This is a genomic window from Azospirillum sp. UENF 211521 (assembly GCF_058780535.1).
In genome coordinates this window covers 48,800-62,375 of the sequence record NZ_JBSNCF010000003.1, presented here as the reverse complement: position 1 = coordinate 62,375, position 13,576 = coordinate 48,800, and the positions used below count along the sequence as shown (strand labels likewise).

Genomic DNA, 13,576 nt, shown 5'->3' with positions numbered 1-13,576 from the left:
CCGTCAGTCGTATTTGATGTAGGCGAAGCGCGGATCGTCCTTGGGCGTCCCCTCCAGCGCGCCGCCGTCGCGGGCGGGCTGCCACTGGATGACCTCCTCGATCTTGCGGGCGAGGTCGAAGTCCTTGTCGGTGATGCCCTTGGCCGAATGGGTTTTCAGCCGCACCTCGACCCAGGCGTAGGAGGCGGTGAGGTCCGGGTGGTGCCACGCGGCCTCGGCCAGATGGCCGACCGTGTTGATCACCATCAGGGTGCCCTTCCAACTGTTCGTCTTGTACTTCCGCCGGATCCAGCCGTCCTCGAACCGCCACCGCGGCAATAATTGCTGCAGTCGCTCAACAACCTCAGTATCGGAATAGGTGGCTTCCTGAACCGCGGTCATGTCTTCCTCCCCGAAGCGACCGAACAGTCCTCACCCCGAAGAGGTATATACTATTGGATCGGGGTCTTTCTTTAATGAAAGATTATCATGATCAAAAGAACGACGCAACTTTCCTTAAGCGAGTGAGGGCCACATGCCACTCGGCGTCGATGAAGTCAGGGAGTTGCGGGTCACGGCCCCCGCGCGGTTGCATCTGGGGTTTCTCGATATGAATGGCGGTCTCGGCCGCCGCTTCGGCAGTCTGGGCCTGACGCTCGACGGGATGGCGACGACCCTCCGCGCGCGACCGTCCGACCGCCTCTGCGCGAGCGGCCCGTCGGCGGAGCGTGCGCTGAAGGCCGCGCGGGCGGTCTGCGACCGTTTCCGCTGGCCGGCGCGCGCCGAACTGACGGTTGAGGAGGCCATTCCCGAACATGTCGGGCTTGGCTCCGGCACCCAGCTCGGTCTGGCGGTCGGCACCGCGCTCGCGCATCTGCACGGGCGTCCCTCGACGGTGCGCCGCCTCGCCGCGGAGCTGGAGCGCGGCGCCCGTTCCGGCATCGGGATCGGCGCCTTCGAGAATGGCGGCGTCATCCTGGACGGCGGCAGGGGGGCGGACGACGCGCCGCCGCCCATCGTCGCGCGCCTGCCCTTTCCGGAGTCCTGGCGGGTTCTGCTGATCCTGCACCGCGACGGTCAGGGGCTGCATGGCACCGCCGAATTGCAGGCCTTCAAGGCGCTGCCGCCCTTTCCGGGGGAGCGGGCCGGGCATCTCTGCCGCCTGATAGTCATGGCGGCGCTTCCAGCGCTGATCGAGGGCGATGCCGACCGTTTCGGGCGGGCGGTGGGCGAGTTGCAACGCACCGTGGGCGACCATTTCGCCCCGGTCCAAGGCGGGCGCTTCACCAGCCCCCTGGTCGCCGAGGCGCTGGCGTGGCTGGAGGCCGAGGGCATTCCCGGCGTGGGACAGACGTCCTGGGGGCCGACCGGCTTCGCCATCGTCGGCGACGCCCGGCGGGCCGAGGCCCTGCTGGCGGAGGCGCGGCGCCGCTGGGCGGGGTCCGCGCTGGACTTCCATCTGGCCCGTGGCCGCAACGACGGCGCGACGCTGGAATCCACCACCGACCGGGTGGTGCTGCGGGCCTCCTGACCCCTCACACCCGAGCCAAGCGGGAGGCGCGCGATGGCCGCACCCTATGTTCTGCACATGCTGACGCCGCTGAAGCACGTCAGCGCCTTCGACGTCAACATGGCGGCGGACGCCGGCATGGGGCCGCTGTTCCCCTACACCGGCGTCGCGCTGGAGGAGGTCACCGGCATCACCCAGGACGCGATGTTCTCCCGCGATCCGGCGAACGCGGCGCGCACCGGGCTGTTCATCGGCGGGCGCGACGCGGTCCTGGCTCTCGACATGATGGACGCCGCCCGCAAGGCCATGTTCGCACCCTTCACCATATCGGTCATGGTCGATCCATCGGGGGCCTTCACGACGGCCGGCGCCATGGTCGCCGTCGTCGAGCGCGCCCTGCGCCGCAGCCACCCGGATGGGATCAAGGGACTGACCCTCAAGGTCTTCGGCGCGACTGGCGTGGTTGGCGGCATCGCCGCGGTGATCGCGGCGCTGGCCGGCGCGCGCGTCACCCTGGTCAGCCACCGCGGCCTGTCCGGCGTGGAGCCCAAGGCCGCCGAGTTCCGCCGCCGCTTCGGGGTGGAGCTGGCCTGCGCCGAAGCGCCCGACGACGCAGCGCGGGAGGCGCTGCTCGCCGATGCCGAGGTGGTGTTCGGCTGCGGGCGGGCGGGCGTGCAGATCCTGTCGGCACGCAACCTTGCCGCGGCGGGCCGCCTGCTGGTTGCGGCGGACATCAACGCGGTGCCGCCGTCCGGCATCGAAGGGGTCGGCCCCAAGGACAACGGGACGCCGCTTCCCGGCGGGCACGGCGTCGGCGTCGGCGCGCTGGCGGTTGGCGCGGTCAAGTTCCGGGTGCAGCACGCCCTGCTGACTCGTCTCGCCGCGACGAAGACGGCGGTGTATCTGGATTTCTGCGATGCCTACGACGCCGCCCGCCAGATCGCCGGCTGAGGCGGTGGCAAAACCGGTCGCGGAGGGGCCGGACATCGTCGTCGCAGCCCTGTCGGCGCGGGCGCTCGCCGCCGCCGCCCGCCGCGCCGGACGGCGTCCGGCGGCCGTCGATCTGTTCGCCGATCGGGACACCGCACAGATTGCAGACCCCTGCCTCCGCCTGGACTCAGACACTCTGCGCCTGGACCCCGCCGCCCTTCGCGACGCCCTGGCGAGGCCCGACCTGCGAGACCTGCCGCTGGTCTACGGCGCCGGCGTCGAGGACGATCCAACGCTGCTGGCGCGCCTCGCGGAGGACCGGCCCCTGATGGGCAACCGGGCCGAGGTGGTGGCGCGCGTCAAGGACCCGTTCCGCTTCGCCGCCACTCTGGACCGCCTCGGCGTTCCCCACCCCCCAGTCGCGTCGGTTTGGGACGGATCATCCGGCGACCATCTGCGGAAGCGGATCGGCGGCAGCGGTGGCGCGCACATCACCCCAGCGACGGCGGGGGACGCCGGGCCGGGCTGGTACGTCCAACGCCGCGTCGCCGGCCATGCGGTGTCGGTCCTCTTCCTCGCGGACGGCGCCCGCGCGCTGATCGTCGGTTTGAGCCGGCAATGGACCGCGCCCACCCCGGAAAGCCCTTATCGCTACGGCGGAGCGGCCGGACCCTGGCGCTGTCCGGAGCGCTGGACCCGGATTTTGCCCGCCCTGATCGACGGTCTCGCGGCGGCGTTCGAGCTGGTCGGGCTGAACAGCGCCGATTTCCTGGTGATCGGCCCGGACTTCCATCTGTTGGAGATCAACCCGCGACCCGGCGCGACGCTGGACGTCTTCGACCGCCCGCCGATGCCGCCCTTGTTCGGCCTCCACCTGGACGCCTGCTCCGGGCGCCTGCCCGAGCGACTTCCGAAGCTGTTGGAGTGTCGGGCGGCGTTGGTGCTCTACGCCGACGCCGCTACCCGGATCGAGGCGGGCCGGCGTTGGCCGGCCTGGACCGCGGACCGACCGGCGGCGCCGACCGTCATCGGGCGCGACGAGCCGGTCTGCACCGTGTTCGGGGAGGGTCCGAGCGCCACCGCGGCACGGCGTCATGGCGAACGGCGGCAACGCGACCTGACGGCCTACGCCGCAATGGAGATGCAGTGATGACCACGGAAGACTCCGCTGACCTGTGCCGGAGGTACGCGCACGCGTTATCCCCTCTCCCCTCCGGGGAGAGGGTCAGGGTGAGGGGGGTGCGCTTGTGCCGAACGTGGCGCCATGCACGCCCCCTTCACCGGCTCTCAGCGGACGCCAGAGGCACCCGCCTGCCGCCGTCAGCTCAAACTCCGTTTGCGCGTGAGCAGAAGGGAGAGGGCTAAAATGGCCAAGCCCAACACCCCTGATCCGCGCCCAAGCCTCGCCGCGCTGTCGGCGCCGTTGGTCGAACGGTTGGTCGCCGATGCCCCGGTGCTTCGCCTCGGCATCGAGAGGGTCGGCGGGGCCTGCGTCATCGATGCCGGGATCGGCCATCCCGGCGGGCTGGAAGCCGGACGGCGCATCGCCGAACTGTGCATGGGCGGCCTTGGCCGCGCAACGCTTGGCCCGATCCCCGGCCCGCCGTCCTGGCCGTTCGGCGTCACCGTCCACAGCGCGCAGCCGGTCCTCGCCTGCCTCGGCAGCCAATACGCCGGCTGGAGCCTCAGCCACGGCAGCGGCAAGGGCGCCTTCTCCGCGCTGGGCTCCGGTCCCGGCCGCGCGCTGGCCCGGCAGGAGGCGCTGTTCGACGAGCTGGACTACCGCGACACCGCCGACGCGGCGGCCTTCGTCATGGAGGCGACGGCGCTGCCTCCCACCGAGCTGGTCGCCCACATCGCCGCCACCTGCGGCATCGCCGCGGATCGGTTGACCCTGGTCCTCACCCCGACGCAGAGCCTCGCCGGGACCACCCAGGTGGTCGCCCGCGTGCTGGAGGTCGCCCTGCACAAGCTGCACGCGCTCGGCTTCCCGCTCGACCGCGTCGTCGATGGCATCGGCATGGCGCCGCTCCCACCGCCGGGCGGCGGTTTCCTCACCGCGATGGGCCGCACCAACGACGCGATCCTCTACGGCGGCACCGTCCATCTGCACGTCGCCGGCCCGGACGACGCGGCGGAGGATCTGGCGCACCGCCTGCCCTCCTCCGCCTCCCGCGACCATGGACGCCCCTTCGCGAAGGTCTTCGCGGCGGCGAAGGGAGACTTCTACGCCATCGATTCCATGCTGTTCAGCCCGGCGCGCGTGACCGTCACCGCGCTGGACAGCGGGCGCAGCTTCCAGAGCGGAACCCTGGCGCCGGACCTCGTGGAGCGCTCGTTCCGCGATGTCCGGTGAGCGCGCCGCCCTGATCCTCACCGAGCGGCCCGACTGGCACACGCCGCGGCTGGTCCGGGCCATCGAGGCACGCGGCCTGCCCTGCCGCTGCGTCTCGCCGCGACGCTGCGGGATGGCCGTCGGCCACACGGCGACCGGCCTGCTGATCCCCGGCTTTGAGGACGCGCTGCCGACTGGCGTCTTCGTCCGCGCGGTCGGCCAGGGCAGCTTCGAGCAGGTGACTCTGCGCCTCGGCGTGCTCCATGCGCTGAGCGACCTCGGGGTGCCGGTCCACAACGACGCGCGGGCCATCGAGCGCTGCGTGGACAAGAGCATGACGAGCTTCCTTCTCGCCCGCGCCGGCCTGCCGACCCCGCCGGCCCTCGCCACGCAGGAGGCCGAACCGGCCCGATGCATCCTCGACGATGCGCCCGACCAAGTGCTGAAACCGCTGTTCGGCGCGCAGGGACGCGGCCTGCAACGGCTGGACGGACCCGATGCGCTGCCTGATGCCGAAGCGGTCGGCGGCGTCTACTACCTCCAGCCCTTCATTCCGCCGCGGACCGAGGGCGCGTGGCAGGACCGCCGCGTCCTCGTGACAGGCGGGCGGGCGGTCGCCGCGATGACCCGGCATGGGCCGAGCTGGATCACCAACGTCCATCAGGGGGCAACGTGCGAGGCCGCTCCCGCCGACGACGAACCCGCCGCGCTCGCCGTCCGCGCCGCGGCCGCGGTTGGCGCGCGCTACGCCGGCGTCGACCTGATCCAGGACCGGGCTGGGCGCTGGCTGGTGCTGGAGGTCAACAGCATGCCGGCGTGGCAGGGCCTTCAGCGGGTCAGCGCGGTGGACATCGCCGACGCCCTGGCCGCCGACTTCGTGGAGCGGGTGGGCGCAGGATCGGCGGGCGCATGATCGACTGGGCACCGATCCCCCCCGATCCGGCGTCCGGCGTGGCCGGCGCCTACCGCGCCGCCTGCCATCTGGAGCTGCGCGCGCTGAAGCCCGGCAACGTGCACGTCCACGCCGAGGGGCACGGCATGACCGTCGCCCAGTTCCTCGCCAGCGCCGAGGCGACCGCGCCCATCCTCGCGCGGCCGGGGCTGGGCGTCGGGGAGCGGCTGCACGCCGCCGTCCGCGCCACGCGGGACGCCGCCGGCTGCAACACCAACCTCGGTATCCTGCTGTTGGCCGCACCGCTGGCCCAGGCCGCGCTGCTGCCCGGAAACACCCCCTTGCGCGACCGGCTGGGCCATGTCCTCGCCGGCCTGACGGTGGCAGACGCCGATCTGGCATTCCAGGCCATCGCGCTGGCCGCTCCCGCCGGGTTGGGCCGCGTGGACGGAGCGGACGTGCACGCACCGGCGCGGGTCACTCTGCTCGACGCCATGCGGGAGGCGCAGGACCGCGACAGCATCGCCCGGCAATACGCGACGGGTTTCACGGACGTTTTCGACACCGGCGTGCCGAGCCTGCGGCGATGGCTGGCCGCCGGGGCGGATTTCGAGCAGGCCACGGAAATGATTTATGTCGAATTTCTCGCCACTTTGCCCGACAGCCATGTCATCCGAAAATACGGGCGGGAGCGTTCTGAATGGTTACGCGCGCGGGCTTCGGAATTGAGGGAAAACACGGCCCCGGATCGTGCATTCACGCTAACGCGATCGCGCTTGGCGGAACTGGACCGGGACCTCAAATACAATGGCGTCAACCCGGGAACGACCGCGGATATTGTCGTGGGTTGCCTTCTTGCGTTCTGGCTCATGCAATCCCGCAGCCGCCCGTCATAACGGACGTTCTTCGAAAAGACGCGCTCCACGAAGAACGCCGGCAACACTAGGGAGAGAGGACATGCCGATGTGGGGAGGACAGTCCACGAAGATCAACCGCGTGCTCGTCGGTGAGTTGTTGGTCGGTGATGGGAACGAGGTCGCCCACATCGACCTGATCATGGGACCGCGCGGCAGCGCCGTGGAAACGGCCTTCTGCAACGCGCTGACCAACAACAAGGATGGCTTCACCGCCCTTCTCGCGGTCGTCGCACCCAACCTGATGTGCAAGCCGGCGACCATCCTGTTCAACAAGGTCACCATCAAGGGCGCGGAACAGGCCGTGCAGATGTTCGGCCCCGCCCAGCACGCGGTCGCCAAGGCGGTCGCCGACTGCGTGTCGGAAGGCACCATCCCGCAGGACGAGATCGACAACATCTTCATCTGCGTCGGCGTCTTCATCCATTGGGAGGCCAAGGACAACGCCAAGATCCAGGACTACAACTACCGCGCCACCAAGGAGGCCATCGAACGCGCGGTCGCCAGCTTCCCCAGCGCCCAGGACCTGATGAACCAGAAGGACAAGGTGAAGCATCCCTTCGCCGCGTGACCGGTTCACCGGGACAGGGCCGCCAGTTCCGCGCCGCCGATGCGGCCGTCGTGCAGCGCCGTCGCCACCAGGGCGCCGGCGCCGCCGCGGGCTGCAAGGTCACGGAGATCGCCGCCGTCGCGCACCCCGCCGGCGGCGAACAGGCTGGCCTGCGGCCCGATCCGGCCGATCTCGGCGAGGCGGCTCCAGTCCGGCCCTTCCCCGGAACCGACGCGGGCCAGGGTCATGACGATGATCCGCTGCGGCCACAGGTCGGGACGCTCCAACAGGCCGGGTGGTCCGACGAAGCGGTCGCGGAAGTCGAGCGAGAGAATCACCCGGCTCCAAGCCGGATCGGCCTTCAGCGCGGCGAGCGGCGCGAGACCGTCCAGGCTCTCGCTGCCGAGCACCGGGTCGCCAAGCCCCGACCCGACGAAGCCGCGCACCGCGTCGGCGGTGCGGAACCCGGCATCGACCCAGAACGCAACCTCCGGAAAGGCCGCCTTCAGCCGCGCCAGCGTCAAGCGGTTGTCCCCGGTGCCCTGGATGGCGTCGAGATCGGCGGCGTAGACGATGCGGAAGGGATGCAGACGCAGCAGGCCACCGACCACCGCCACCGGGTCGTTGCCGTCACAGAGCGACGAGCGCAGCGGCGGGTAGCGGCCCCGGTCGCCACGACGGGCATGCACCACGCCGCCCTCCCTCAGGTCGATCACCGGAACGACATGGACCATATTGCCCTCCCTCGGCTGCATGGTGACAGACGGCATGCCCATCCTGGCGGCATGCGCATCCTGGTTGTCGAGTTCGTGACCGGCGGCGGCATGCCTTCGGAGAGCGCCATCCCGGCCAGCCTCGCCCGCGAGGGCGACCTGATGCTCCACGCCCTGCTGGCCGACCTGCTGGACGTGCCGGGGGTGGCGGTGACGGTCACCCGCGACGCCCGCCTTCCGCCGCTCGCACTCCCGGTGCGCAGCATAACCATCACCGACCCGCGCGAGTCCTGGTCGCTTTGGGAGGATCTCGCCCGGCAAGCCGACGGCGTCTGGCCGATCGCCCCGGAGACGGACGGCGCGCTGGAGCGCTTCAGCCGCATGGTCGAGGCCAGCGGGCGCCGCCTGCTCAACAGCCGCACCGACGCGGTGGCCGTGGCGTCCAGCAAGGCGGCGACCGCGGCCGTGTTGTCGGCGGCCGGCCTGCCGGTCGTCCCGGTCCGGCCGGTCAGTGCGGACGATCCGCCGGGCGGCGGCCCCTGGGTGGTCAAGCCCGACGACGGGGCCGGCTGCGTCGACACCCGGCTGATCCGCGGCCACGCCGAGTGGCGGGGCTGGCTGGCAGAGGCCGACCGCAGCGGTTTCGTGGTGCAGCCCTTCCAGCCCGGCATCCCAGCCAGCCTGTCGATGCTCTGCCGCGACGGGCGGGCTTGGCCGCTGACCGCGAACCGCCAGGATGTGTCCCTGACCGGCGGCGTCTTTTCCTATGGCGGTGGGCTCGTCGGCGGGATGACGCTGTCCCCGGCTCTCTCCGACCTTGCGCGGGGCGTCGCGGCGGCGCTGCCCGGCCTGTTCGGCTGCGTGGGCGTCGATGTCATCGTCGGTCCGGACGGGCCGACCATCATCGAAGTCAACCCGCGCCTGACCACCTCCTCGGTGGGGTTGCGGCGCGCGACGGGGCTGAACGTCGCCGCGGCGGTGCTGGATCTGGCGCGCGACCCGCCGGTCCCGCCGCAGCCGGTGGAGCGCATCGAACCGGTCCTTCTGACGTTGGAGGCGTGAGTCATGCATGGCGGCGCATTGATCGGACTGGACATCGGCGGAGCGCACCTGAAGGCCGCCCTGTTCAATGAGGCGGCAGCGCTCCGCGACCTCGACCAATGGCCCTGCCCGCTCTGGCTGGGCCTCGACCGGCTGGAGCAGGCCATGGCGGCGGTGCTCGCCCGTTGGGGCCGGCCGCAACGGGTCGCCGCGACGATGACGGGCGAGTTGGCCGACCTGTTCGACGACCGCACCGACGGCGTACGCCGGATCGCCGCCACCCTGCGCTCCGCCCTGCCCGCCGCGGCGGTCAGCGTCTTCGCCGGTCCGCGCGGGCTGGTGCCGGTCGACGCGGTTTCCGACTGCGCGGAGGCGGTGGCTTCCGCCAACTGGTACGCCACGGCCCTGGTCGCCGCGGCGGGCGGCGACGGCATCCTGCTGGATGTCGGCAGCACGACGACCGACATCGTCCCGCTCATTGGCGGCGGACCGCGCCACGCCGGCTATTCCGACGCGGAGCGGCTGGACAGCGGCGAGTTGGTCTACACCGGCGTCGTGCGCACCCCGGTCATGGCGGTTGCCCGCGCCGTTCCCTACGACGGACGCTCGCGCGCGCTGATGGCGGAGCTGTTCGCGACCATGGCCGACGTTCACCGCCTGACCGGCACGCTGCCGGAGGGCGTCGACCAGCACGCCACGGCGGACGGGCGCGACCACGGCGTCACGGCCAGCGCCCGGCGCCTGCTGCGGATGGTCGGCGACGACCTGGACCCGGACGGCCTCACGAAAGCCCGCCGCCTCGCCCACCACCTCGCGGAGCGCCAGCTCCGCCAGATCGAGGACGCGCTCGACCTCGTGCTGTCGCGGGGCCAAGCGGCGGATGGCGTGCCGCTCGTCGGGGCCGGAGTCGGCCGCTTCCTGGTGCGGCGTCTGGCCGAGCGCCGGGGTTCGCCCTATCGGGATTTCGAGGCGCATCGGACGGTGGCGCCGGCCTTGCGGGAGCGCGCGGGATGGTTCGCCCCCGCCGTCAGCGTCGGCTGGCTGGCCATCGAGGGTGCGCCGCACAAACACCTTTGCCCGGTTGCCGGGCCCGCCGACGCGGTTTCATACTTGCCCGATTGAACACAGGAGCAGGACCGGACGATGGCTGCTGCGGCCACGTTCCTCCGGCCGTCCGCGCGCGCGGCGCTGGCCGGCGTCTGGCTGTTTTGGTCGGCCCCGGCGACGGCTGATCCCCTGCCCGTGTTCGAGGTCGCCCCCGGCGTGTTCGTGCACGCCGGCCGCCACGAGGAAACCGACGCGGCCAACGGCGGCGACATCGCCAACTGCGGTTTCATCGTCGGGAACGACGCCGTCGCGGTGATCGACAGCGGCGGCTCCCCGACCATCGGGCATCGGCTGCGCGACGCGATCCGGGTCCACACCGACCGGCCCATCCGCTACGTCGTCAACACCCACATGCACCCGGACCATGCGCTGGGGAACGTGGCCTTCCTTCCCGACCGGCCGGACTTCGTCGCGCATGTCCGCTTCCAGGCGGCCCTGGCGGCGCGCATGGACCATTACCGGCAGGCGTTCGACGACGCGGTCGGCACGGCGGCCGCCACGGAGGTCCGGCTCATCCCGCCGACCGTCGTGGTCACCGACCGCCTGGAGCTGGATCTGGGCGGACGCGTGCTCGACCTCGTGGCGTGGCCGGTGGCCCACACCGACAACGACCTGACGGTGCTCGACCGGCAGACCAGGACGCTGTGGGCCGGGGACCTGCTGTTCATGGAGCGGGCGCCGGCCATCGACGGCTCCGTCCTCGGCTGGCTGCGCACCCTCGACGCCCTGGCCGCCGAACCGGCAACGCGCGTGGTTTCCGGTCACGGCCCGCCCTCCGCCCCCTGGCCCGACGCCGCTGTGGACCTGCGCCGCTATCTGGGCCGGGTGGTCGAGGGCGTCCGCAAGGTCCAGGCCGCCCACGGCACCATCCAACAGGCGGTCGACACGGTCGCCGCCGACGAGGCGCCGCGCTGGCGCCTGTTCGACTCCTACAACCCGCGCAACGTGACGGCGGCCTTCGCCGAACTGGAATGGGAATGACAGCATGACCACACCGCACCGGACCATCCGCACATTGTCGGGCGCCGCGCTGGCGGGAGCGGCGTGGCTGTGCCTGGGCAGTGCCGGCGCCCTGGCGGCCTCGCCCCAGGAGGAGCGCTGGGACCTGCTGCGCGACATGTATTTCTCAGGCCGCACCGTCGAGGACGCCGGCCCCCTCCTCAGCCTGGAGGCGCCCAAGCGCGCCAACGACGCGGCGGTCGTGCCCATCCGGATCGTGACGGCGCCGGGCAACGGCGTCGCGGTGACCGCGGTCCATCTCATCGTCGACGAGAATCCGGTGCCGATGGCCGCGACCTTCCGCTTCCCCCACGGCGACAACCCGCAGGCGATCGACACACGCCTGCGGGTCAACGCCTACACAAACATCACCGCCATCGCCGAGACCAGCGACGGGCGGCTGCTCCGCACCACGCAATTCGTCAAGGCGTCCGGAGGATGCTCCGCCCCGGCGTTGAAGAACGCCCAGCTCGCCGTCGCTCGCATGGGCAAGATGAAGCTGAACCTTCCCGACAGCATCGTCGCCGGGAAGCCGCTGACCGCGCAATTGCTGATCAGCCACCCCAACTACACCGGCATGCAGTACGACCAGATCAACTATTATTTCATCCCGGCCCATTACGTGAAGACCGTCGCCATCCGCTACAACGGGCAACCGGTGCTCGACGTGCAGTCGGACATATCGTTGAGCGAGGACCCCAGCATCCATTTCTCCCTGGTGCCGGAGGAGCAGGGCACGCTGGAGGTCACCGCCGAGGATTCGAATGGGCGGGTCTTCCAGGAAAGCTGGCCGATCCATGCCAACTCCGGTTCGTGAAGGTCGCCTGCGCCGCCGCCGAACCGGTCAGAAGCATTTCAGGTCGGCGGCGACCTGGGCCTGCCGGAACTCGTTCAGCAGGTCCTTGATCCACCCGACGTCGCGCATCAGTGCGGCGCGCTCGCCGGGGGCCTCCTGCATGCCCCGCGCGGTCTCCACCGCCACATAGCTGTCGTAAGGGAAATGCGCGGCGATCTCGTCGATGCTGCAGGAGCATTTGCGCACGACGTCCGGCCCCTGGCCGTTGGACAGCATGCAGCCGAGGACGTAATCGACGCGGGCGTAGGTGGGGTAGCCGTCCTCGGCCCGCGCCGCCCCGCAACCGATCAGAATCGCGATCAACGCAACCGGAACACCATTCCTCATCATCGGGTCGGGTCCTTGCTGGCCTGTCCGAAGAAGCGCACCCTCATGGTGTGATGATCAAGCGCGCCGTCTCAAGCACGCATTCGGGTGTTTCTCCGGGATTGACCGATCATTCGACATAGAGACCAAATAAATGCGGCCGACCTTCATCATAAAAACTTCCTACGCATTTCCCGTTTGGCTACCCGTTCGGAGAATGGCCGAGCCGGCATTGGGCCGGTAGGCTTCCTCGAGAGGACCAACCGTGAATGGTCCTGTTCAACCATTTTGGTTCAACCATTGTGGAACAGAGGGAGGGCATCATGAAAACGTGGCGCAAACCACAAATCCGTGTGATCGCCGTCGGCACCGAAATCAACGCCTACGCCTGCGCCCAGCTTTGAGGGCGTGGCGGCGGCATGACCGCGTGCCTCTCACACCACCACCGGCTTTCCGGCGGGCAGCGGCGCACCTCGCCTCCGCTGCCCGCTCAGCCGTTTCGACACCACCACCGGCCGAAAGCCGGCCGGTTGCCGCGCACGGTGATCACGGACAGTGATCACGCACGGCGATCACGCGGGGCGCAACGGGTCGAACCGGGCGAACCACTGGCCCGCGCCATCCGGCTCCGCGGCATCATAATGCAGCGAAGACAGGCGCAGACGGCCGGCGCCCTCCAGCCGTGGCCCCGTCGCCATGGTGTGAAAGCCCTCTCCCCCCACCACTCGGTGGGCGATGGTGAGGTAGAGCCGCGACAGCGCCCCATCCCGCAGCATGGTGGACAGCATGCGGGGGCCGGTCAGCAGATACACGCTGCGAAAGCCGAGCCTGCCGAGTTCGCGGACCAGCGGAGCGCCCTCCACCGACTCCCCCCCTCCGGCGACGAACACCGGGACGCCGCGGGCCCGCAGCGCGTCGACCCGGTCGGGCGGGGCCTGCCGCCCCGTCGCGACCAGAACGCGCTGCTTCCCGTGGATGATGGACTCCGGAATCGGGAAGTCGAGGCTGGCGCTGGCGATCACGACGGCGGGCTGGGCGGACAGGCCGTTCTCCCGCCGCCAGTCCGCCAGGTCACGATCCGTGGCCCGCGTCCCGATCTGCAACACATCGTCCAGCCGGCCCGCCGCGAGGTCGCGCAGGTAGCCGCCATGGGTGACCAGACAATCGGCCTGGGCCTGCAGTTCAAGGAACAGGCGGAAGTCGTTCCCGCTGGTGATCTCGACGGGCAGGTGACTGTCGCCGCTGATGGCGTCCGACACGGCGATGCGCCCGTCGAGGCTGCCGACGAAGCTCGCATAGACGAAGGGCGCACCGGCGCCGCCCAGGGTGTGCAGCGCGTCGGCCAGACAGAGCCCGGCCAACGCCACCTCCTCGGGCGGCCCCGGAAAAAGCCTCAGCACGCGCGCAGCCATTCCCTACGATAGCACCGCCGCTCGCCTGGCCA

The 13,576-nt window shown here is 70.8% G+C and carries 16 protein-coding genes; 12 read left to right on the top strand and 4 right to left on the bottom strand.

Translation table 11 applies throughout. From position 1 onward, the window contains the following. Window positions 1–3 precede the first annotated feature (3 nt). The gene (locus ACWPN5_RS25210) at window positions 4–381 is read right to left on the bottom strand and encodes a 4a-hydroxytetrahydrobiopterin dehydratase (RefSeq protein ID WP_145688252.1); all 378 of its coding nucleotides are present in this window, start codon (window positions 379–381) and stop codon (window positions 4–6) included. Window positions 382–514: 133 nt separating this feature from the next. Between ACWPN5_RS25210 and ACWPN5_RS25205 the strand changes: the two genes are divergently transcribed. The 7 genes from ACWPN5_RS25205 to fae all read left to right on the top strand — a co-directional run bounded on the left by ACWPN5_RS25205 (window position 515) and on the right by fae (window position 7,131). Beyond that, window positions 515–1,510, top strand: coding sequence for a beta-ribofuranosylaminobenzene 5'-phosphate synthase family protein (locus tag ACWPN5_RS25205; RefSeq protein ID WP_492298077.1), 996 nt, complete (start codon window positions 515–517; stop codon window positions 1,508–1,510). A 33-nt stretch (window positions 1,511–1,543) separates the two neighbouring features. Continuing rightward, the gene (locus ACWPN5_RS25200) at window positions 1,544–2,440 is read left to right on the top strand and encodes an NAD(P)-dependent methylenetetrahydromethanopterin dehydrogenase (RefSeq protein ID WP_492298075.1); all 897 of its coding nucleotides are present in this window, start codon (window positions 1,544–1,546) and stop codon (window positions 2,438–2,440) included. Window positions 2,441–2,444: 4 nt separating this feature from the next. Further along, a complete protein-coding gene (locus tag ACWPN5_RS25195) occupies window positions 2,445–3,569 on the top strand; it encodes an ATP-grasp domain-containing protein (RefSeq protein WP_492298073.1) in 1,125 nt (374 codons plus the stop codon). A 216-nt stretch (window positions 3,570–3,785) separates the two neighbouring features. Further along, a complete protein-coding gene (gene mch, locus ACWPN5_RS25190) occupies window positions 3,786–4,775 on the top strand; it encodes a methenyltetrahydromethanopterin cyclohydrolase (protein WP_492298071.1) in 990 nt (329 codons plus the stop codon). Continuing rightward, on the top strand, window positions 4,765–5,667 hold the full coding sequence (locus ACWPN5_RS25185; RefSeq protein WP_492298069.1) for a RimK family alpha-L-glutamate ligase: 903 nt from the start codon (window positions 4,765–4,767) through the stop codon (window positions 5,665–5,667). The genes mch and ACWPN5_RS25185 overlap by 11 nt, the downstream gene beginning before the upstream one ends. Further along, window positions 5,664–6,542 carry a triphosphoribosyl-dephospho-CoA synthase gene (locus ACWPN5_RS25180; RefSeq protein WP_492298067.1) on the top strand — a complete coding sequence of 293 codons (879 nt, stop codon included), beginning with the start codon at window positions 5,664–5,666 and terminating at the stop codon, window positions 6,540–6,542. Before ACWPN5_RS25185 ends, ACWPN5_RS25180 begins: the two co-directional genes overlap by 4 nt. 61 nt (window positions 6,543–6,603) lie before the next feature. Continuing rightward, window positions 6,604–7,131, top strand: a complete 528-nt coding sequence (gene fae / locus ACWPN5_RS25175) for a formaldehyde-activating enzyme (protein ID WP_492298065.1) — start codon at window positions 6,604–6,606, stop codon at window positions 7,129–7,131. Window positions 7,132–7,136: 5 nt separating this feature from the next. Here fae and ACWPN5_RS25170 read toward each other — a convergent pair whose 3' ends face one another. Then, window positions 7,137–7,880, bottom strand: coding sequence for a HisA/HisF-related TIM barrel protein (locus ACWPN5_RS25170; protein ID WP_492298063.1), 744 nt, complete (start codon window positions 7,878–7,880; stop codon window positions 7,137–7,139). A 15-nt stretch (window positions 7,881–7,895) separates the two neighbouring features. On the opposite strand from ACWPN5_RS25170, the gene ACWPN5_RS25165 reads away from it, so the two are divergent. Genes ACWPN5_RS25165 through ACWPN5_RS25150 form a run of 4 tightly spaced genes read left to right on the top strand, consistent with a single transcriptional unit; the run spans window position 7,896 to window position 11,787 of the window. Next, entirely contained in the window at window positions 7,896–8,885 is a 990-nt protein-coding gene (locus ACWPN5_RS25165) for an ATP-grasp domain-containing protein (protein ID WP_492298062.1), read from the top strand. Between the two features lie 3 nt (window positions 8,886–8,888). Further along, window positions 8,889–9,986, top strand: a complete 1,098-nt coding sequence (locus tag ACWPN5_RS25160; RefSeq protein ID WP_492298060.1) for a hydantoinase/oxoprolinase family protein — start codon at window positions 8,889–8,891, stop codon at window positions 9,984–9,986. Between the two features lie 21 nt (window positions 9,987–10,007). Then, window positions 10,008–10,952 (top strand): quinoprotein relay system zinc metallohydrolase 2, encoded by a 945-nt coding sequence (locus tag ACWPN5_RS25155; RefSeq protein ID WP_200476819.1) that lies wholly within the window; start codon window positions 10,008–10,010, stop codon window positions 10,950–10,952. A gap of 4 nt (window positions 10,953–10,956) precedes the next feature. Then, window positions 10,957–11,787: a quinoprotein dehydrogenase-associated SoxYZ-like carrier gene (locus tag ACWPN5_RS25150; RefSeq protein WP_492298058.1), complete on the top strand. Its 831-nt coding sequence runs from the start codon at window positions 10,957–10,959 to the stop codon at window positions 11,785–11,787. Between the two features lie 27 nt (window positions 11,788–11,814). On the opposite strand, the gene ACWPN5_RS25145 is transcribed toward ACWPN5_RS25150, so the two are convergent. Beyond that, a complete protein-coding gene (locus ACWPN5_RS25145; protein ID WP_492298057.1) occupies window positions 11,815–12,156 on the bottom strand; it encodes a hypothetical protein in 342 nt (113 codons plus the stop codon). 299 nt (window positions 12,157–12,455) lie between these two features. On the opposite strand from ACWPN5_RS25145, the gene pqqA reads away from it, so the two are divergent. Next, complete coding sequence (pqqA, locus tag ACWPN5_RS25140; RefSeq protein WP_145674244.1) at window positions 12,456–12,536, top strand: pyrroloquinoline quinone precursor peptide PqqA; 81 nt, start codon at window positions 12,456–12,458, stop codon at window positions 12,534–12,536. 168 nt (window positions 12,537–12,704) lie between these two features. On the opposite strand, the gene ACWPN5_RS25135 is transcribed toward pqqA, so the two are convergent. Further along, a complete protein-coding gene (locus ACWPN5_RS25135) occupies window positions 12,705–13,532 on the bottom strand; it encodes a RibD family protein (RefSeq protein ID WP_492298055.1) in 828 nt (275 codons plus the stop codon). Window positions 13,533–13,576: the final 44 nt, after the last annotated feature.

Coding starts and splice junctions, on each gene's coding strand:
- ACWPN5_RS25150 (WP_492298058.1), top strand. CDS start 10,957: ATGACCACACCGCACCGGACCATCCGCACATTGTCGGGCGCCGCGCTG.
- ACWPN5_RS25200 (WP_492298075.1), top strand. CDS start 1,544: ATGGCCGCACCCTATGTTCTGCACATGCTGACGCCGCTGAAGCACGTC.
- ACWPN5_RS25180 (WP_492298067.1), top strand. CDS start 5,664: ATGATCGACTGGGCACCGATCCCCCCCGATCCGGCGTCCGGCGTGGCC.
- ACWPN5_RS25155 (WP_200476819.1), top strand. CDS start 10,008: ATGGCTGCTGCGGCCACGTTCCTCCGGCCGTCCGCGCGCGCGGCGCTG.
- ACWPN5_RS25210 (WP_145688252.1), bottom strand. CDS start 381: ATGACCGCGGTTCAGGAAGCCACCTATTCCGATACTGAGGTTGTTGAG.
- ACWPN5_RS25145 (WP_492298057.1), bottom strand. CDS start 12,156: ATGATGAGGAATGGTGTTCCGGTTGCGTTGATCGCGATTCTGATCGGT.
- ACWPN5_RS25185 (WP_492298069.1), top strand. CDS start 4,765: ATGTCCGGTGAGCGCGCCGCCCTGATCCTCACCGAGCGGCCCGACTGG.
- ACWPN5_RS25160 (WP_492298060.1), top strand. CDS start 8,889: ATGCATGGCGGCGCATTGATCGGACTGGACATCGGCGGAGCGCACCTG.
- mch (WP_492298071.1), top strand. CDS start 3,786: ATGGCCAAGCCCAACACCCCTGATCCGCGCCCAAGCCTCGCCGCGCTG.
- ACWPN5_RS25205 (WP_492298077.1), top strand. CDS start 515: ATGCCACTCGGCGTCGATGAAGTCAGGGAGTTGCGGGTCACGGCCCCC.
- ACWPN5_RS25170 (WP_492298063.1), bottom strand. CDS start 7,880: ATGCCGTCTGTCACCATGCAGCCGAGGGAGGGCAATATGGTCCATGTC.
- fae (WP_492298065.1), top strand. CDS start 6,604: ATGCCGATGTGGGGAGGACAGTCCACGAAGATCAACCGCGTGCTCGTC.
- ACWPN5_RS25165 (WP_492298062.1), top strand. CDS start 7,896: ATGCGCATCCTGGTTGTCGAGTTCGTGACCGGCGGCGGCATGCCTTCG.
- pqqA (WP_145674244.1), top strand. CDS start 12,456: ATGAAAACGTGGCGCAAACCACAAATCCGTGTGATCGCCGTCGGCACC.